Below are 18,563 nucleotides of genomic sequence, written 5' to 3'. Positions count from 1 at the left end.
TTAAGAATTATGGAAGTTTAATTATGTCTGAATTTGCAACAAGTGAACAAAAAGGTAGTTACGGTATTGGTCTACAAATGGGTCAACAGCTTGCAGCTAACCCATTCGAAGGTCTAGATATTTCAGCTGTTCAAGCTGGTCTTGCTGATGCGTTCGCTGGCCTAGAAAGCAAAGTGAGCAATGAAGAGCTAAACGATGCTTTTAAACTTATCCATGAAAAATTAGAAGCTGAAAAAGCTGAAAAATCTAAAATTTTTGCTGCTGAAGGTGAAAAATTCTTATCTGAAAATTCAGAACGTGAAGAAGTAACTGTAACTGAATCTGGTCTACAGTACGAAGTTATCGCACGTGGTGACATCGAGCAAAAACCAACTGCAGAATCTACAGTACGTGTTCACTACCATGGCATGCTAACTGACGGTACTGTATTTGACAGCTCTGTTGAACGTGGTCAACCTGCAGAATTCCCAGTTGGCGGCGTTATCGCTGGTTGGACTGAAGCACTACAACTAATGAACGTTGGTGATAAATTCAAACTATCTATCCCACACAACCTTGCTTATGGCGAACAGGGCGCAGGCGCTGCAATCGGTCCATTCCAAGCACTAGTATTTGAAGTAGAACTATTAGACATCATCTAATCAGTCCTATTATAGACTAGCTAAACGCCTTGCTCATAGCGATATGAGTAAGGCGTTTTTTTATGTCTAAAATATGCTTTTAGTTCATTCGTTGGTGTTACATTTTCATGAACTCCGTTATTCACGTAGTCGTGAAACTCTAAATTGGCACTACCTATAAAGGGATAAATTTATGGGGCGGCTGATATAGTTGCTGCCGAGACATTATTATTTAGGTAAGATGATTTTTGATTTAGATCAATTAATGGGTAATGAGTAATGGCAACATATAACGATTTTAACTGGAAATATGCATTAGTATTTTTAATTGTATTTTTAACAATACCGACGATGCACCTATGGGTAGGCCTATTTGGTATCTTCGGTTGATTGCTAATATTCAGTATAATAAACCCGCATTCTAGCAGTTAGAATAGCGGGTTTTTTTATGCCTAAAATAGAAGATAGCAATCCCGTAAATAGCCGAATATTTATTTAATGTAATTGGTATAAGTTAGCATTGTTGATGTGTTTCTAGGAGTGCTATCATCAGAGTACTTTAACTATTTGATTAATGATAAACACAGGGAGAAGTCTAGATGGGACAAGCAGTAAGAATCGCGGTGATGGGTTGTAATGGCCGCATGGGCCGTACGATTTTAGAAGCCATTCAAGATAGTGATGGCACAGCCGTTGTTGGAGCAGCAATCGAACGTCCTGAGTGTAACTTCTTAGGCGCAGATGTTGGCGAGTTAGCGGGTCTAGGTTCACTGGGCGTTAAAGTCGTCAGCAGCCTTGCTGACGTGGCGAATGATTTTGATGTTATTGTCGACTTTACTGCGCCAGAAGCAACGTTGCAGCATCTTGAGTTTGCGGTTGCGAATAATAAAAAAATAGTGATTGGTACAACGGGTTTTAGTGACGAACAAAAACAACTGATTCATGATGCCGGTAATACGACAGGTGTGGTATTTGCGCCAAACATGAGTGTTGGTGTTAATGTAATGTTTAAACTGTTAGAAATGGCAGCCAAGGTCATGGGTGACTACACTGACATTGAGATCATTGAAGGTCATCACCGTTATAAAGTGGATGCACCGTCTGGTACTGCATTGGGCATGGGCGAAGTAATTGCTGATACATTAGGCCGTGATTTGAAAAAAGTAGCTGTGTATGGCCGCGAAGGTAATACCGGTGAGCGTGATCGCGAAACTATTGGCTTTTCTACTATTCGTGCGGGTGACTTAGTGGGTGAGCATACTGCTATGTTTGCTGATATCGGCGAGCGCATTGAAATTACACATAAAGCATCAAGCCGTATGACATTTGCAAAAGGTGCTATACGTGCATCAGTTTGGGTTTTTTCCCAAGATCAAGGTTTGTATACAATGCAAGATGTACTTGACCTTAAATCTTAAATTCAAAACCGTAAAATAAAATCGTTGCGTAATATTTATTTTTTCTGTATTATGCGCGGAATTTGCCAAAATTTAGTAATTCAGAGGTTGTTTTTTTAGTCTCGAATTACTATGCTGTGTGACAGCCTGGGGTAAATAGTTGATTTATTTTATTATTTTTCTATCTATTTTTTGGAGGTTGTCTTGAGTAATATCGCCTTGTTGGTGTTGGAAGACGGAACAGTTTTCCGTGGTGTGTCTATCGGTGCAGAAGGTCATTCGGTAGGTGAAGTGGTTTTTAATACTTCAATGACTGGTTATCAAGAAATATTAACCGATCCTTCCTATTCTCGCCAAATCGTTACTCTTACTTACCCACATATCGGAAACACCGGTACAAATGATGAAGATGCAGAGTCTTCAGATGTCCATGCTTGTGGACTAATCATTCGAGATCTTCCGTTAATCACTTCTAACTTCCGTAATCAACAATCACTCACTGACTATTTAAAAGAACGTAATGTTGTTGGTATCGCTGATATTGATACACGTAAACTTACACGTATTTTACGTGAAAAAGGTGCGCAAGCGGGTTGTATCATCGCAGGTGAAAACTTAGATGAAACACACGCATTGGAACTTGCTAAAGCTTTCCCTGGCTTAAAAGGCATGGATTTAGCGAAAGAAGTGACCGTTAAAGAATCATACGAATGGAACCAGGGTAGCTGGACATTAATGGGTGGTTTACCTGCTGATGCTACAGACTCTCGCTTCCACGTAGTTGCTTATGATTATGGTGTTAAGCGCAATATCTTACGTATGTTAGTTGATCGCGGCTGCCGTCTAACGGTTGTACCTGCACAAACGCCTGCGAAAGACGTACTCGCGTTAAATCCGGATGGTGTGTTCTTATCAAACGGCCCTGGTGATCCAGAACCGTGTGATTATGCAATCACAGCAATTAAAGAAATTTTGACTACAGATATTCCTGTATTTGGTATTTGTTTAGGCCACCAATTACTTGCATTAGCAAGTGGTGCTAAAACATTAAAAATGAAGTTCGGTCATCACGGTGCTAACCACCCTGTAAAAGACATGGAGCGTGACGTAGTAATGATTACGGCGCAAAATCATGGTTTCGCGGTAGATCAAACAACGTTACCTGAAAATCTAGTAATGACGCACAAGTCATTATTTGATGACTCTTTACAAGGTATTCATCGTACTGATAAAGCCGCATTTAGCTTCCAAGGTCACCCTGAAGCAAGTCCTGGTCCACACGATGCAGCTCCACTTTTCGATCACTTTATAGAGTTGATGGAAAAGAGTATGGAAAAAAGCAAAGCCTAAGCCTGATACCTAGTAGAGAATTGAACTATGCCAAAACGTAATGATATAAAAAGTATTCTAATCTTGGGCGCAGGTCCTATCGTAATCGGTCAAGCGTGTGAGTTTGACTATTCCGGTGCTCAAGCTTGTAAAGCGCTTCGTGAAGAAGGCTACCGAGTTATTCTAGTTAACTCAAATCCAGCTACAATTATGACTGACCCAGAAATGGCGGATGCGACTTACATCGAGCCGATCCATTGGGAAGTTGTACGTAACATCATCGAAAAAGAACGTCCAGATGCGGTATTACCGACTATGGGTGGTCAAACGGCATTAAACTGTGCGCTTGAATTAGAAAGCAACGGTGTTTTAGCTGAATTTGGTGTTGAACTAATCGGTGCAACAGCGGATGCAATCGATAAAGCGGAAGACCGTAGTCGTTTTGATAAAGCAATGAAAGCAATTGGTCTTGAAACCCCTCGTGCTGGTATTGCTCACACAATCGAAGAAGCAAAAGGTGTACTGGCTGAAGTTGGTTTCCCATGTATTATTCGTCCATCATTCACTATGGGTGGTACGGGTGGCGGTATCGCTTATAACATGGAAGAGTTCATCGACATTTGTACGTTAGGTCTAGACCTTTCTCCAACGACAGAATTACTGATCGATGAATCATTAATCGGTTGGAAAGAATACGAAACTGAAGTTGTACGTGATAAAAACGACAACTGCATCATCGTATGTACAATTGAAAACTTCGACCCAATGGGCATCCACACAGGTGACTCAATCACGGTTGCACCAGCACAAACATTAACGGATAAAGAATACCAAATCATGCGTAATGCATCGATGGCTGTTCTACGTGAAATTGGTGTTGAAACAGGTGGTTCAAACGTACAGTTTGGTATAAATCCTGAAGATGGCCGTATGGTTATCATCGAGATGAACCCACGTGTATCTCGTTCATCAGCACTTGCATCAAAAGCAACGGGTTTCCCAATTGCAAAAATTGCTGCAAAACTTGCTGTAGGTTATACGTTAGATGAATTATCAAATGACATTACTGGCGGCGCGACTCCTGCATCGTTCGAACCAACACTGGATTACGTTGTAACTAAGCTGCCACGCTTTAACTTCGAAAAATTTGCTGGTGCGAATGACCGTCTAACCACACAGATGAAATCTGTTGGCGAAGTAATGGCAATTGGCCGTAACTTCCAAGAATCACTGCAAAAAGCATTACGTGGTTTAGAAATCGGCAAGAACGGTTTTGACCCAGAAGTTAACCTAAACGATGAGTCTGCAGCAGCTAAAATTCGTCAGGAATTAACAGAAGCGGGCGCAGAGCGTATTTTCTATATTGCTGATGCATTCCGTAGCGGCATGTCCCGTGATGACATCTATGATATTACACGTGTTGACCATTGGTTCCTCGTGCAAATTGAAGATATCATTAACGCTGAAGCAAACGTGAGTAAAGTGGGTCTAGCTGGTTTTGACGAAGCGTACTTACGTCAACTTAAGCGTAAAGGTTTCTCTGATTTACGTCTGTCTAAACTTGCTGGTGTAAGTGAAAACGAAGTACGTAAATTACGTCACCGTTTAGAGATCTTACCGGTTTACAAACGTGTTGATACCTGTGCAGCTGAATTCTCAAGTGATACAGCTTACATGTACTCAACGTACGATGAAGAATGTGAAGCAAAGCCAACTGATAACGATAAAATCATGATCATTGGTGGCGGTCCTAACCGTATTGGTCAAGGTATCGAATTCGATTACTGTTGTGTACATGCAGCATTAGCAATGCGTGAAGATGGTTACGAAACTATCATGGTTAACTGTAACCCTGAAACTGTTTCAACGGATTACGACACATCAGATCGTCTATACTTCGAACCTATCACATTAGAAGATGTATTAGAAATCGTACGCGTTGAAAAGCCGAAAGGCGTGATCGTTCAGTACGGTGGTCAAACACCACTTAAACTAGCACGTGAATTAGAAGCGGCTGGCGTACCAATCATAGGTACATCACCGGATGCGATTGACCGTTCTGAAGATCGTGAACGCTTCCAACAAGCGGTTGACCGTCTAGGTTTATTACAGCCTGACAATGCGACGGTAACAACGACTGAACAAGCGGTTATTTCAGCTAAATCTATCGGTTATCCGTTAGTTGTACGTCCTTCATATGTACTTGGCGGCCGTGCAATGGAGATCGTATATGACGAAATCGATTTACGTCGTTACTTCAAAGAAGCGGTAAGTGTTTCTAACGAATCACCAGTATTACTAGACCGTTTCCTAGATAACGCAATCGAGCTTGACGTAGATGCAATCTGTGATGGTAAAGATGTTGTTATTGGCGGCATCATGGAGCACATTGAACAAGCAGGTGTTCACTCAGGTGACTCAGGTTGTTCATTACCTCCTTATTCATTGAGCCCTGAAATTCTTGATGTTATGCGTGGTCAAGTACGTGCATTAGCATTAGAGCTAGGCGTTATCGGTCTGATGAATACGCAGTTCGCTGTGAAAGATAATGAAGTTTATCTTATTGAAGTAAACCCACGTGCAGCACGTACTGTTCCTTTTGTTTCAAAAGCAACGGGTGTACAACTTGCGAAAGTTGCTGCTCGAGTAATGGCTGGCCAAACGTTAGTTGAACTTGGTTTCACTGAAGAAGTTATCCCACCATACTACTCTGTTAAAGAAGTAGTACTACCATTTGCTAAGTTCCCAGGTTCAGACCCGTTATTAGGTCCTGAAATGCGTTCTACTGGTGAAGTTATGGGTGTGGGTGATACATTCGCTGAAGCTTATGCTAAAGCACAGCTTGGTGCTTCTGCAGAAGTTGCTAAGACTGGTCGTGCGCTTATCTCTGTTCGTAACGGTGATAAAGCCCGCGCAGCTGACCTAGCTAAGCAATTAATTGCACTTGGTTTTGAAATCGATGCGACTCACGGTACTGCTGTTGCACTAGGTGAAGAAGGTATTAATCTTCGTCTCGTTAACAAGGTACACGAAGGTCGTCCTCATATTCTTGACCGTATCAAAAATGGCGAATACAGCTACATCATTAATACGACTGAAGGTCGTGTTGCGATTGAAGATTCTCGTCAACTACGTGCAGCGGCTTTACGTTATAAAGTTAACTACACAACAACAATGAATGCTGCATTTGCAACGTGCCAAGCGCACTCTGCGGATGACCGTGGTACAGTTCGCTCAGTACAAGAGCTACATAAACGTATCAAATAAGTAAGTATTTATAGTTAATAAAAAACCTCGCAACTTCAGTTATAACGAAGTGCGAGGTTTTTTTATGTCTGCAATTTTATATTCAAAAACAGCTAACGATTAATAACCGTTATTACAGTTCAAATTCCAACTCAATGAATGTGCAGCCCTTCGCACAACTTACCCCTGTTTTAGAGTCATCATTTTTGTTCTTTGGAGGTAACAACTTTAACGCTTGCTGACAAACTGGGCATAAAACAGTTTTTCCAAGACATACTTTTTTGATGGTATTACGCTGTTCATGGAACGATTTTGAACTGCTTTTGTTGATCGCTGAAAAATCTATTTTTAACATAATAACTCTTTAATTGTACGTGCTTTATATTTATTGTGACTGGTAGAATTACACCTGTTGTTTACTTGTTTATGGCTCTGAGTTTAATCAAAGCGAACAAGTAATCAGTGTGGGCATACTCAATAATTACTGAACATTTTACCTGTTTATTGGAAAAAAAGTATCAGTGATTGCATTTTATTATAAGGTTAGTGTCATCATACTATGAGGTAAATAAAGCTAACGATGACGAAACAATGTAAATGTAAGTTACAAGGACTAACCTTAATCGAGTTACTTGTAGCGCTGGCAATACTGATTATATTGATGGCGAGTAGTACGCCTTCATATCGTGCATTGGTGAATAAAAATAAAATATGTCACCTCACAAGACAATTAGTTGAAGCCTTAAATGTCACTCGACAATTATCAATAGTGCGGGAGTTACCACATTATTTTACCGTACAGGTAAACAACTCACTTATTACTGCCGTTGAACTATGCTGGGTCATCAGTCAATTAGAAAACTGTGATTGCTTTACATCGAGCGCGTTATGTCAGTCTAAATATGGCCAAGTTAGCGCCGTGAAAAGTGGTATTGAGATCGTAACTAATCGGCCTCATTTATCTTTTTCACCATTATTTGGTATGACTAATGGTGCCACCTATCAACTTTCACTAGGTCGTTTTTCTACTAAGATAATTGTGAGTACTCAGGGACGTATTCGAGTTTGCATGGTTCGTGGAGAGAGTGCTATTTATGCACCTTGTTAAATCATTATTACCTTACCGCGTTCATCACGCTGGATTTGTGCTAATCGAAACAATGATTTCGATTGTATTAGTCGGCGTTATCTCGATTGGATTTTATAGTTTATTCGCTACACATGAAGTGCAAAAGAATCGGGCTGAACAATATTATCTTGTGCAGCAGGACGCTAAAAATGTACTGCTTATTATGCAGCGAGAGCTAAACCGAGCGGGTTATAATCTCAGTAGTGAAACGGCGAACCCTTTTATTTACAGTAATGACCAAGTGTATAATTTGAACGCTAGAAAAGATTGCATTTTGTACCGCTATGATCGTAATGAAGATGGTGTTTTTAGTGGTGAAAACTTTGGGTTTAGGCTACACAATGGTGGGATACAGTTACGTAAAGGCAGTGAGGTTAGCTGTGAGGGTGGCTTAGGCTGGGAGATGATTTCTAACACTGCGAGTATCGATGTGACTTTATTGCAATTTACAATTGCTCAGCAATATAGGCTACCGCAAAGAGTGGAAAGCTATGTCACGATTGCGTTAAATATACGCCATCGTCATTTAGTGGATATTGAGCTTAATTTTTTTCGAAATAGCAGGGCGAGGGCTTTGCTATAGTGCGCGATAAACAATCTTCATGTTTCGCTGTCCATGGTTTCGCTTTACTATCGATGACGCTCATTATCGTCTTTATTATGATCAGTGGTAGTTTATCGTTTGCCCATCTTCAGCAACAGCGAATTCAACGGAACCAACTCCACCTTAATTATTTAAAAACGAGAATCACAGCAGTCAATAAGTTAGATTTATTTTATATCGTTCTCTACGAGTCTCCTGAATTACTTGCTTTGGTAGCCCCTTGTACTAACTTAGCATTAGAGAGTCGTCAGGCCGTTACACCTAATGACATGATGCGTGAATTTATGCTATCAGAGCGGTTTTATTTATGCGCTGAACAGGAAGGTATTTTCAATGTGTTACTCGAAATACCATTCAATAGTACTGAGCGGCTGATGGTGCAGCGCAAACTCATTACGACATCAACACCTTGGGTTTGGCTACCCAATTCTTTATTCGGATTTTAAATGCGGCTTAAACGATATTTGGCACAGCAAGGAGGAAGCTTACTTGAAGTGATGATTAGCTTATTTATTCTATCACTGCCTGTATTTGGCATGACTGCGCTAAAGTTAACTCAGGCCCAAATTATATTGAAGCAATCACAATATACAACTGCATGGGCATTAATGGAGTTCAAGTTGAATGAACTCCATTATTTAGCTGGTTCGATTGCTGAATTTAATACGTTGAGTTCTAATATCGGAGGTAATTTAGCTGCGGGGAACATTCACTATGACCAACATAAATTTAATTTAACGTGGCAAGTAAGCGTTATAACAACTAAAACTACATTAAGCCTACTGAAAGAGGTTGTCGTTAAAGTTAATTGGATTGATAAAGCGAATACGCCCTATACCATTAGTAGTATTACGATACTGAATCAAGGCCTGATAGTGAGATAAAATAAAGCAATACAAGTGTCGTGAACTATAATATACGTTAATCTCAATATTTATTGTCATTATGTGATGAATTACTAATGTTTTATATTATCTTTTTCATTTAATTTGATATTATCCTGCCTTTATTGGTGTTTATGGATATTTAGGACGTGATATGGGTAGTAAAGTAGCAGGGCTTTTTCAACTGAGTTTGGTTAAGCAGATCATAATTTGTATTATTGCGGGTATCGCGTTAGCGTATGCAGCCCCTGAGATTGCTATAGAAGCAAGTTTATTTGGCGGATTATTTGTTAGTGCGCTAAAAGCGATCGCACCTTTATTAGTATTTGTATTAGTTATCTCTGCGATAGCCAATCAAGAAGCGAATACCAATGCTAATATGCGCCCTGTTGTTATCTTGTATCTACTTGGCACCTTTGCTGCTGCGCTTGTCGCAGTTAGTTTAAGTTTCTTATTCCCTGTTCAGTTAGCCTTAATGACTGAAGGTGCAACGAATGCGGCACCAAGTAATATCACCGAAGTATTACGTAACCTGATTTATAAAGTGGTTGATAATCCAATTAATGCAATTGTTACCAGTAACTTTATTGGTGTATTAACTTGGGGTATTGGTTTTGGTGTTGCCTTGAAGCATGCATCATCGACGACCAAACAAGTGATCGGTGATATTGCAGGCGGTGTGTCGAAGATAGTGCATGTGGTGATCCGATTTGCACCGCTAGGTATTTTTGGTTTAGTGGCATCAACATTTGCGACCGTTGGTTTTTCTGCAATGGCAAGTTATACTCACTTGCTAGCGGTATTACTGGGTTCAATGGCTATTGTTGCATTAGTGATTAATCCGGCTATTTTATTTTTCATGTCACGTCAAAATCCGTACCCGCTTATTTTTCAGTGTTTACGTGAAAGTGGTATTACGGCGTTCTTCACGCGTTCATCTGCAGCCAATATTCCGGTAAATATGGAGTTGTGTAAAAAATTAAACTTACATAAAGATACTTACTCTGTTGCTATCCCGCTTGGTGCAACGATTAACATGGGCGGTGCAGCTATCACTATCACAGTACTGACTTTAGCGGCAGTTAATACCTTAGGTATTGCGGTTGATTTACCAACTGCCTTACTCTTAAGTATCATTGCGGCTATTTCTGCATGTGGCGCTTCTGGTGTTGCAGGTGGTTCATTATTGCTGATCCCATTAGCTTGTAGCTTATTTGGTATCGAGAACGATATTGCTATGCAAGTGGTTGCAACGGGCTTCATTATCGGTGTATTGCAAGACTCGGCAGAAACCGCGTTAAACAGCTCAACGGATGTGGTATTTACTGCTGCAGTAAGCCACGCTCATGCAAGAAAAACAGACGTATAAAATAGGTTACTAATCTGATTCATTTTGTGAGAACAGTATATCTATAATAAAGCAGCCAGTTAATGATAACTGGCTGCTTTTTTTTGATTAAATTTAACCTGACTCTCGTTATGCGGGTGTTATACTCATTTAAAATTCTAAGAACCGAAGTAGCAATAGATTAAAACATTAATCATCGGTTTAATGTGTAAATGTAGATTTTTGTATAGATATCGGCGAAAAGGAATAGACAAATGTTTGACTTTAGAAGTGATACAGTCACACAGCCTACGGCAGAAATGCGCAGAGCCATGGCTACCGCCGTTGTCGGTGATGATGTTTATGGTGATGATCCCACGGTAAATAAGCTTGAAGCAATGGCGGCAGATCGTTATGGATTTGATGCCGCGATTTTTTGTTCGTCAGGCACACAAGCTAACTTATTAGCTATTATGGCGCATTGCCAGCGTGGTGATGAATATATTTGTGGTCAAAATGCCCATAACTATCGTTGGGAAGGAGGCGGTGCTGCGGTATTAGGTAGTGTACAACCACAACCTATTGCCAACGAGGCCGATGGCACGATCAGTCTACAAGCGATCCGTGACAATATTAAACCAGATGATGATCACCATGCTAAAACCAAATTATTATCATTAGAAAATACGATTGGTGGTAAAGTTTTACCCCTTGAGTATTTAGCCCAAGCACAAGCGTTAGCATTTGATCATGGATTACGCATTCACCTTGATGGTGCGCGTGTTTTTAATGCCGCGGTTAAACTGAATGTCGATGCAAGTGAGATCACCCAATATTTTGATTCTGCATCTATCTGTTTATCGAAAGGACTTGCTGCACCGGTTGGGTCATTATTACTTGGTTCTGAATCATTAATTCGCAGTGCAAGACGCTGGCGGAAGATGTTGGGTGGCGGTATGCGTCAAGCGGGTATTCTTGCCGCTGCAGGTATTTTAGCTTTAGATGAGCAAATTGATAAGTTAGCGATTGATCATGAAAATACACAATATTTAGCGCAACAATTATTGACACTGCCTGAGTTTACTTTTGACTTAGACAGTGTGCAAACCAACATGATCTTTACTCAGTATTCCGGTAAAGATGGCAAAGCATTATCGGCATACTTACGCACTAAAGGCATCATTATTAGTGCGGGTTCAGTGATTCGTTTTGCTGTACACCAAGATATTACAGTCGACGCAATTGACTTATTAATTGCAGAAATCAAGCATTTTAATGCAATGTAAACCTAAGCCTTATTTCACGTAAATAAGGCAGATATATACCCAAGCATCTTGAAGTAGTTTGGGTATAACTATAATTATTATAATAAAGGTAATGTCGGAGTTATCATGTCAGATAAAACAACAGCAGTAGCAGAGAAGCAAAAATTGAAATTAGATAAATCGAGAATACCGACAGGTAGTTTGGTTTTACGTACTTTAGCAATGCCTGCTGATACCAATGCAAATGGTGATATTTTTGGTGGCTGGATCATGTCTCAAATGGATATTGCTGGCGGTATTTTAGCGAAAGAAATTGCACAGGGCAGGGTGGCCACTATTTCTGTCGATGGGATGACATTTCATCAACCGGTAGCGGTTGGTGATGTGGTTTGTTGTTATGGTACATGCTCTCGTATTGGTAATTCATCGATGACAATAAAGTTAGAAATTTGGGTTAAACCTGTGATTAATGCGCCGAAATTTAACTATCGTTATATTGTTACCGAAGCTACATTTACCTATGTCGCGATTGATGATAATGGTAAGTCTCGTCGTATCGAGCGTACTTGTGCTGTCGAATAATTGATATCAATAATTATACTTGATATATAAGCGGAATATTTTATTGATAAGTATTCTGCTACTTCCTACTTCCTACTTCCTACTTCTACTTCCTACATTAATGGCTAAATTAAATGAGTTAGACTCTGCGTGATATCGATGATTAATTCATCGAGTAAGCTAGCTACTAAACATTGAGTTTTCAGCATAAAAACAATTGAAGTAAACTTATTAACAATAGAGTCTGATAATTATTATCTGGTCTGACCTTGTTTGGTTTTATCATATTTTGTTACTATTCTAGGAATGTCACTGTTTTTTTTAATAATTGCCTTTCAAAAGTGGAATTCCAGACTAACCTTATTTCTACTGAATTATTTTGTAATAACAATTTGTTTCTAGTTAGTTCTATAGTTGTTGCTAGGTATGTTTAATTTGTAAGCGTGGTTTCATGTGGAGAGACTCGCTTAGGGAGATAGAAAAATGGAATTATCTAACGAGTCGAATGCACTAGACGTATACATGTATCAAGTAAACCGAAGCAGTAAATTATTAACTAAAGAAGAAGAATATGAAACGGCGGTTGCTTCTCATGAAGGTGATGTAAAAGCCAGACAACGTATGATCCAATCGAATTTACGCCTAGTGATTAATATCGCCAAACGTTACCAACATACTTCATTACCGTTAGTTGATATTATCCAAGAAGGGAATACGGGATTGATCCACGCGGTCGAAAAATTCGATGCAACTAAAGGTTTTCGTTTTTCCACTTATGCCGTTTGGTGGATCAAGAATAATATTGAACGCTTTATTATGAACCAGTCACGGACTATCCGTGTTCCAATTCATATTGGTAAAGTATATAAACGCATTTTAAAAACCGCACGTGAACAAGAATTAGACTTGCAATGTAACCATGATGTGATGGCATTGGCAGAAATACTGGAAATGCAACACACACAAGTTACTGAAGTGTTATCCTATTATTTCAATGAAGCAAGTTTAGATAAAACGATCGTCACTGATCGTGATTCAAGTACCGCTTTGGTTGATATGCTAGAAGATTATTCTATTTGCAAACCGAACGATGAACTCGAAGATGCTGATACTTTATGTTATTTGGATGAAGTGTTAGGCCATTTATCTGAACGAGATAGAAAAATCATTGAATTGAGATTCGGATTAGGTGAAGAAGATCCACTGACTCTACATGTTATCGGCGAACGTCTATCCATGTCGAGAGAACGAATTCGCCAAATTATTAATTTTAGCTTACAGAAAATTCAGCCTGAGTTACTGCAAAATACAGTACAAAAACAAGATTATCTTAATTAAATAATCACCTTGCTGCTCACTAATTTTCTGTGTATATAAAAAGGAATATATTTTCAGCTATTATCGTTATCTTTAGTTTTTTTCTTTAGATTATGATAGTTTAGCCGAGTATATTCCTTCGTCATTTTAGCCCGTCCAGTAGTTACGACAGGTAACATACTGCACTCTTTCATACATATGAGATATCAATGAGCACAACAAACCGTCCTCTGTATTTGCCCTACGCTGGCTCTACACTATTAGAAACACCTTTATTAAATAAAGGTAGTGGTTTTAGTGCAATTGAGCGCCTAAGTTTCAACCTTACGGGCTTAATTCCCCCGATGGTTGAGTCTATTCAAGAACAATCTGAACGTGCTTATAAGCAGTTTTCAGGTTTTGAGAGTGCGATGGATAAACACGTTTATTTACGTAATATCCAAGATACTAATGAAACATTATTTTACCGTTTAGTTGATAATCATCTGGAAGAGATGATGCCAATTATTTATACCCCAACCGTTGGTGCTGCGTGTCAACAGTTCTCAGATATTTACCGCCGTGCTCGTGGTTTATTTATCTCTTACCCTGAACGTGAAAACATCGATGATATTTTACATAATGTAAATAAGCAAAATGTAAAAGTGATCGTAGTAACGGATGGTGAGCGTATTCTTGGTTTAGGTGATCAAGGTATCGGTGGTATGGGTATTCCAATTGGTAAATTGTCACTTTATACCTCGTGTGGTGGTATTAGCCCGGCTAACTGCTTACCTATCGTGTTAGATGTGGGTACTAATAATGAAAATCGTTTACAAGATCCGATGTACATGGGTTGGCGTAAACCGCGTATCGACCAAGATAAGTATAATGAATTTTTAGATCTGTTCATTGATGCAGTAAAACGTCGTTGGCCAAATGTGTTATTGCAATTTGAAGACTTTGCACAACAAAATGCAATGCCATTATTAGAACGTTATAAAGATAAGATCTGTTGTTTCAACGATGATATTCAAGGTACTGCTGCCGTTACATTAGGTAGCCTAATGGCTGCTTGTCGTGCTGCGAAAACCAAACTAAGTGAACAAAAAGTTACCTTCTTAGGTGCGGGTTCTGCTGGTTGCGGTATTGCCGAACAAATCGTTGCCCAAATGAAGTCTGAAGGTCTCTCTGATGGTCAAGCGCGTGCACGTGTATTCATGGTTGACCGTTTTGGTGTACTCACAGACAAAATGCCAAATCTACTCGATTTCCAACAGAAACTTGTACAGCATCAAGGTTTACGTGACGAGTGGGAAATTGACAGTGATGTGATCTCATTACTCGACGTAATGACACATGCTAAACCATCTATTCTCATTGGTGTATCTGGGCAGCCGGGCCTGTTTACTGAGCAAGTTATTAAAACGATGGCTGCAAATACTGAGCGTCCGATTATATTCCCGTTAAGTAACCCGACATCACGAGTCGAAGCTACGCCACAAGATCTTATCCGCTGGACAGAAGGTCGTGCATTAGTTGCAACTGGTAGCCCGTTCCCACCAGTAAGTTATGGTGATGAATTGATCACTATTGCACAATGTAACAATAGCTACATTTTTCCAGGTATAGGTTTAGGTGTGCTGGCTGCAGAAGCGACGCGTGTAACAAATGCAATGTTAATGGCGGCAAGTCGTGCATTAGCGGATTGTTCACCGTTAGGTCGTAATGGTGAAGGTCCATTATTACCGCCACTAACGGACATTCATTCGGTAAGTAAAGAGATTGCTTTCTGGGTAGCTAAAACAGCACAACTGCAAGGTGTTGCTCTGCAGACTTCTGATGAAGCGATCCGTAACAAGATTGAAAAGAACTTCTGGTTACCAGAATATCGTGAATATAAGCGTGTTGCTAACTAGCTAATACCCCTAAATATGCAATGCATATAGGTATTCTATACTGATGTTAAAAAAAACCAGCTACTTTAGCTGGTTTTTTTTATCAAGTTTATTGGTTATATGTTGCAATAAGTCGTGCTGCGTAACAATTTTGCAAAAAATACTTGTGTATTTGCCATATACTTCTGGCTTGATCAGCTATGTTTAGTAGAATGCGTGGCGTTTCTCTATCAAATCGACATTAACCTTAGGAGTTGGCCAGATGACCACATCATTTTATTCGCAAATTCAATCTCAGCTAGAGCAAACTAAAGCTGATGGCCTTTATAAAAACGAGCGAGTGATTACTTCAGCCCAAAATGCCAACATTCAAGTGGCAGGTAATGAAGTTGTTAACTTCTGTGCGAATAACTATTTAGGTTTGGCTAACCATGCAGACTTAATTGCGGCTGCACAATCAGGTTTAGATAGCCACGGTTTTGGTATGGCATCAGTACGTTTTATCTGTGGTACACAAGACAAACATAAAGAATTAGAAAGCAAGATCAGTACTTTCCTTGGTATGGAAGATACTATCTTATATACGTCTTGCTTTGATGCAAACACGGGTTTATTCGAGACGTTATTAAGTGCAGAAGATGCCATTATCTCTGACGAACTAAACCACGCGTCAATCATTGATGGTGTACGTCTATGTAAAGCAAAACGCTTTCGTTACAAAAATAACAACATGGCATCACTAGAAGAGCAACTTATTGCTGCTGATGCTGCAGGTGTGCGTCACAAGCTGATCGCAACTGATGGTGTATTCTCAATGGATGGCGTGATCGCTAATCTACAAGGTGTTTGTGACCTTGCAGACAAGTACAACGCATTAGTAATGGTTGACGATTCACACGCTGTTGGTTTTGTTGGTGAAGGCGGTCGTGGTACTCCTGAACATTGTGGCGTAATGGATCGTGTTGACATCATCACGGGTACATTAGGCAAAGCATTAGGTGGCGCGTCAGGCGGCTACACATCAGCTAAAAAAGAAGTTGTTGACTGGTTACGTCAGCGTTCACGTCCATACTTATTCTCAAACTCGGTTGCTCCTGCGATTGTTGCTGCATCAATTCGTGTTATCGATATGATGGAAGAAGGTCATGATTTACGTGCAAAAGTTAAATCAAATGCAGAACATTTCCGCCGTGAAATGGGCGCAGCTGGATTTACACTTGCAGGTGCTGACCACGCAATTGTACCGGTAATGATTGGCGATGCTGCACTGGCTGCTGAAATGTCAGAGCGTTTATTAGCAGAAGGCATTTATGTAATTGGCTTCTCTTTCCCAGTGGTTCCACATGGTAAAGCACGTATCCGTACACAAATGTCAGCAGCGCACAGCATAGAACAAATTGATATTGCAATTGCCGAATTTACCCGTATTGGTAAAGATCTTGGCATCATCTAAATAAGTGGATTAAAGAAAATGAAAGCACTAGCAAAATTAAAACCTGAACAAGGTATTTGGATGACAGATGTGGAAAAGCCAACGCTTGGCCACAATGATTTGTTAATCAAGATCCGAAAAACCGCTATTTGTGGTACCGACATCCATATTTATAACTGGGATGAATGGTCACAAAAAACTATTCCAGTACCTATGGTTGTAGGTCACGAGTATGTAGGTGAAGTTGTTGGCATCGGCCAAGAAGTTCGTGGTTTCGCATTAGGTGATCGTGTTTCTGGTGAAGGTCACATTACGTGTGGACACTGCCGTAACTGTCGTGCAGGTCGCACACATTTATGCCGAAATACAACAGGTGTTGGTGTTAACCGTGAAGGCGCATTTGCTGAATATTTAGTCATTCCTGCATTTAACGCATTCAAACTACCAGATGATATTTCTGATGACATGGCTGCAATCTTTGACCCATTTGGTAACGCTGTACACACTGCCTTATCATTTGATGTGGTTGGTGAAGATGTATTAATTACTGGTGCTGGCCCAATTGGTATCATGGCTGCAGCAGTATGTAAGCACGTTGGTGCACGTAATGTTGTGATCACGGATGTGAATGAATTCCGTTTAGACCTCGCTCGTAAAATGGGTGTTACACGTGCGGTGAACGTAATAACAGAGTCACTTAAAGATGTGATGGATGAACTGAAAATGACAGAAGGCTTCGATGTTGGCCTTGAAATGTCAGGTGTGCCATCTGCATTTAGCGATATGCTAGACAAGATGAATCATGGCGGTAAAGTTGCTATGTTGGGGATTCCACCTAATGACATGAGCATCGAATGGGGCAATGTTATCTTTAAAGGTCTAGTCATTAAAGGTATTTATGGTCGTGAAATGTTTGAAACTTGGTACAAAATGGCTGCATTAATCCAGTCAGGTTTGGACCTAACGCCAATTATCACGCACAACTTCCCAATTGATCAATTCCAAGAAGGTTTTGATATTATGCGTTCTGGTATGTCAGGTAAAGTTATCCTAGACTGGGATTAAGCAGATGTCGTAATGACGTAATACTGTTGAAAGGGTAAGCCTGATTATCTCTGGCTTACCCTTTTTTATACGCTGTATTTTTATTTTATCTTATCTTTATACAAGTATTATAGTTATATCATGAAAGTGTTATAGTATAACAAGTTGTTTCTTTTATAGTGAATAGTAATTACAAATGACGATCCTTCCCTCTTCATTAGAGCCTTCTTTTTTCCAGTCCTATTGGCGCTACATCTTAGTGTACCTAATGGTCGCTGGTTCGTTTATTGCGTTTTGGTATTATGATTCATCGCCGTGGACCTCGGCAGAGTATTACTATATAGAGCAGTTTACGACATGTGTTTTCAGTGACCCATCAACTGAAATTGAAACCACATTTAAGGATGTCACTATTTATCATGCGAATAGTCTTTCGTTATTGATTAACACTGCCGATATGTCTATTAGTTATCATGACTCAGAGGTGGACTGTACATAAATTAGCATTTCAATCTTTATGCCATATGTATA

17 protein-coding genes are annotated in these 18,563 nt (G+C 39.8%); 16 read left to right on the top strand and 1 reads right to left on the bottom strand.

Going from position 1 to position 18,563, the window contains the following annotated elements; translation table 11 throughout:
- Window positions 1-23: 23 nt before the first annotated feature.
- The 4 genes from HWV01_RS18250 to carB all read left to right on the top strand — a co-directional run bounded on the left by HWV01_RS18250 (window position 24) and on the right by carB (window position 6,613).
- Entirely contained in the window at window positions 24-641 is a 618-nt protein-coding gene (locus HWV01_RS18250) for an FKBP-type peptidyl-prolyl cis-trans isomerase (protein ID WP_211672890.1), read from the top strand.
- Window positions 642-1,219: 578 nt separating this feature from the next.
- Entirely contained in the window at window positions 1,220-2,038 is an 819-nt protein-coding gene (gene dapB / locus HWV01_RS18245; protein WP_211672889.1) for a 4-hydroxy-tetrahydrodipicolinate reductase, read from the top strand.
- Window positions 2,039-2,209: 171 nt separating this feature from the next.
- Window positions 2,210-3,367: a glutamine-hydrolyzing carbamoyl-phosphate synthase small subunit gene (gene carA / locus HWV01_RS18240; protein ID WP_211672888.1), complete on the top strand. Its 1,158-nt coding sequence runs from the start codon at window positions 2,210-2,212 to the stop codon at window positions 3,365-3,367.
- 27 nt (window positions 3,368-3,394) lie between these two features.
- Window positions 3,395-6,613, top strand: a complete 3,219-nt coding sequence (gene carB, locus HWV01_RS18235; protein ID WP_211672887.1) for a carbamoyl-phosphate synthase large subunit — start codon at window positions 3,395-3,397, stop codon at window positions 6,611-6,613.
- A 112-nt stretch (window positions 6,614-6,725) separates the two neighbouring features.
- Here the strand turns inward: carB and HWV01_RS18230 are convergent, their stop codons facing one another.
- Complete coding sequence (locus tag HWV01_RS18230) at window positions 6,726-6,947, bottom strand: hypothetical protein (RefSeq protein ID WP_211672886.1); 222 nt, start codon at window positions 6,945-6,947, stop codon at window positions 6,726-6,728.
- Window positions 6,948-7,172: 225 nt separating this feature from the next.
- Between HWV01_RS18230 and HWV01_RS18225 the strand changes: the two genes are divergently transcribed.
- From HWV01_RS18225 to HWV01_RS18170, 12 genes are all read left to right on the top strand, one after another.
- Complete coding sequence (locus HWV01_RS18225; protein WP_211672885.1) at window positions 7,173-7,700, top strand: prepilin-type N-terminal cleavage/methylation domain-containing protein; 528 nt, start codon at window positions 7,173-7,175, stop codon at window positions 7,698-7,700.
- The gene (locus HWV01_RS18220) at window positions 7,687-8,304 is read left to right on the top strand and encodes a prepilin-type N-terminal cleavage/methylation domain-containing protein (protein WP_249185373.1); all 618 of its coding nucleotides are present in this window, start codon (window positions 7,687-7,689) and stop codon (window positions 8,302-8,304) included. The genes HWV01_RS18225 and HWV01_RS18220 overlap by 14 nt, the downstream gene beginning before the upstream one ends.
- A complete protein-coding gene (locus tag HWV01_RS18215; protein WP_249185372.1) occupies window positions 8,304-8,771 on the top strand; it encodes a hypothetical protein in 468 nt (155 codons plus the stop codon). Before HWV01_RS18220 ends, HWV01_RS18215 begins: the two co-directional genes overlap by 1 nt.
- Window positions 8,772-9,209 (top strand): hypothetical protein, encoded by a 438-nt coding sequence (locus HWV01_RS18210; protein ID WP_211672884.1) that lies wholly within the window; start codon window positions 8,772-8,774, stop codon window positions 9,207-9,209.
- 154 nt (window positions 9,210-9,363) lie between these two features.
- The gene (gene sstT, locus HWV01_RS18205) at window positions 9,364-10,578 is read left to right on the top strand and encodes a serine/threonine transporter SstT (protein ID WP_211672883.1); all 1,215 of its coding nucleotides are present in this window, start codon (window positions 9,364-9,366) and stop codon (window positions 10,576-10,578) included.
- Between the two features lie 233 nt (window positions 10,579-10,811).
- A complete protein-coding gene (gene ltaE, locus HWV01_RS18200) occupies window positions 10,812-11,822 on the top strand; it encodes a low-specificity L-threonine aldolase (protein WP_211672882.1) in 1,011 nt (336 codons plus the stop codon).
- A 105-nt stretch (window positions 11,823-11,927) separates the two neighbouring features.
- Window positions 11,928-12,383 (top strand): acyl-CoA thioester hydrolase YciA, encoded by a 456-nt coding sequence (gene yciA / locus HWV01_RS18195; RefSeq protein WP_211672881.1) that lies wholly within the window; start codon window positions 11,928-11,930, stop codon window positions 12,381-12,383.
- A 462-nt stretch (window positions 12,384-12,845) separates the two neighbouring features.
- Complete coding sequence (locus HWV01_RS18190; RefSeq protein ID WP_067046371.1) at window positions 12,846-13,700, top strand: RNA polymerase sigma factor RpoD/SigA; 855 nt, start codon at window positions 12,846-12,848, stop codon at window positions 13,698-13,700.
- A gap of 188 nt (window positions 13,701-13,888) precedes the next feature.
- Window positions 13,889-15,577, top strand: coding sequence for an NAD-dependent malic enzyme (locus tag HWV01_RS18185; protein WP_211672880.1), 1,689 nt, complete (start codon window positions 13,889-13,891; stop codon window positions 15,575-15,577).
- A 241-nt stretch (window positions 15,578-15,818) separates the two neighbouring features.
- Entirely contained in the window at window positions 15,819-17,009 is a 1,191-nt protein-coding gene (locus tag HWV01_RS18180) for a glycine C-acetyltransferase (protein ID WP_211672879.1), read from the top strand.
- An 18-nt stretch (window positions 17,010-17,027) separates the two neighbouring features.
- Window positions 17,028-18,053, top strand: a complete 1,026-nt coding sequence (gene tdh, locus HWV01_RS18175; RefSeq protein WP_211672878.1) for an L-threonine 3-dehydrogenase — start codon at window positions 17,028-17,030, stop codon at window positions 18,051-18,053.
- Window positions 18,054-18,228: 175 nt separating this feature from the next.
- The gene (locus tag HWV01_RS18170; RefSeq protein ID WP_211672877.1) at window positions 18,229-18,531 is read left to right on the top strand and encodes a hypothetical protein; all 303 of its coding nucleotides are present in this window, start codon (window positions 18,229-18,231) and stop codon (window positions 18,529-18,531) included.
- Window positions 18,532-18,563 lie beyond the last annotated feature (32 nt).

Origin of the sequence: Moritella sp. 5 (assembly GCF_018219455.1) — a bacterium.
Lineage (GTDB): Bacteria > Pseudomonadota > Gammaproteobacteria > Enterobacterales > Moritellaceae > Moritella.
Note: the sequence above shows the minus strand (reverse complement) of the source record. Positions and strands in the feature narration are given on the sequence as shown.

Bases quoted from the DNA above. Each gene is read 5' to 3' on its own strand.
- yciA (WP_211672881.1), top strand. From the start codon at position 11,928: ATGTCAGATAAAACAACAGCAGTAGCAGAGAAGCAAAAATTGAAATTA.
- carB (WP_211672887.1), top strand. From the start codon at position 3,395: ATGCCAAAACGTAATGATATAAAAAGTATTCTAATCTTGGGCGCAGGT.
- HWV01_RS18250 (WP_211672890.1), top strand. From the start codon at position 24: ATGTCTGAATTTGCAACAAGTGAACAAAAAGGTAGTTACGGTATTGGT.
- dapB (WP_211672889.1), top strand. From the start codon at position 1,220: ATGGGACAAGCAGTAAGAATCGCGGTGATGGGTTGTAATGGCCGCATG.
- HWV01_RS18210 (WP_211672884.1), top strand. From the start codon at position 8,772: ATGCGGCTTAAACGATATTTGGCACAGCAAGGAGGAAGCTTACTTGAA.
- HWV01_RS18225 (WP_211672885.1), top strand. From the start codon at position 7,173: ATGACGAAACAATGTAAATGTAAGTTACAAGGACTAACCTTAATCGAG.
- HWV01_RS18170 (WP_211672877.1), top strand. From the start codon at position 18,229: ATGACGATCCTTCCCTCTTCATTAGAGCCTTCTTTTTTCCAGTCCTAT.
- tdh (WP_211672878.1), top strand. From the start codon at position 17,028: ATGAAAGCACTAGCAAAATTAAAACCTGAACAAGGTATTTGGATGACA.
- sstT (WP_211672883.1), top strand. From the start codon at position 9,364: ATGGGTAGTAAAGTAGCAGGGCTTTTTCAACTGAGTTTGGTTAAGCAG.
- HWV01_RS18185 (WP_211672880.1), top strand. From the start codon at position 13,889: ATGAGCACAACAAACCGTCCTCTGTATTTGCCCTACGCTGGCTCTACA.
- HWV01_RS18180 (WP_211672879.1), top strand. From the start codon at position 15,819: ATGACCACATCATTTTATTCGCAAATTCAATCTCAGCTAGAGCAAACT.
- HWV01_RS18220 (WP_249185373.1), top strand. From the start codon at position 7,687: ATGCACCTTGTTAAATCATTATTACCTTACCGCGTTCATCACGCTGGA.
- ltaE (WP_211672882.1), top strand. From the start codon at position 10,812: ATGTTTGACTTTAGAAGTGATACAGTCACACAGCCTACGGCAGAAATG.
- HWV01_RS18230 (WP_211672886.1), bottom strand. From the start codon at position 6,947: ATGTTAAAAATAGATTTTTCAGCGATCAACAAAAGCAGTTCAAAATCG.
- HWV01_RS18190 (WP_067046371.1), top strand. From the start codon at position 12,846: ATGGAATTATCTAACGAGTCGAATGCACTAGACGTATACATGTATCAA.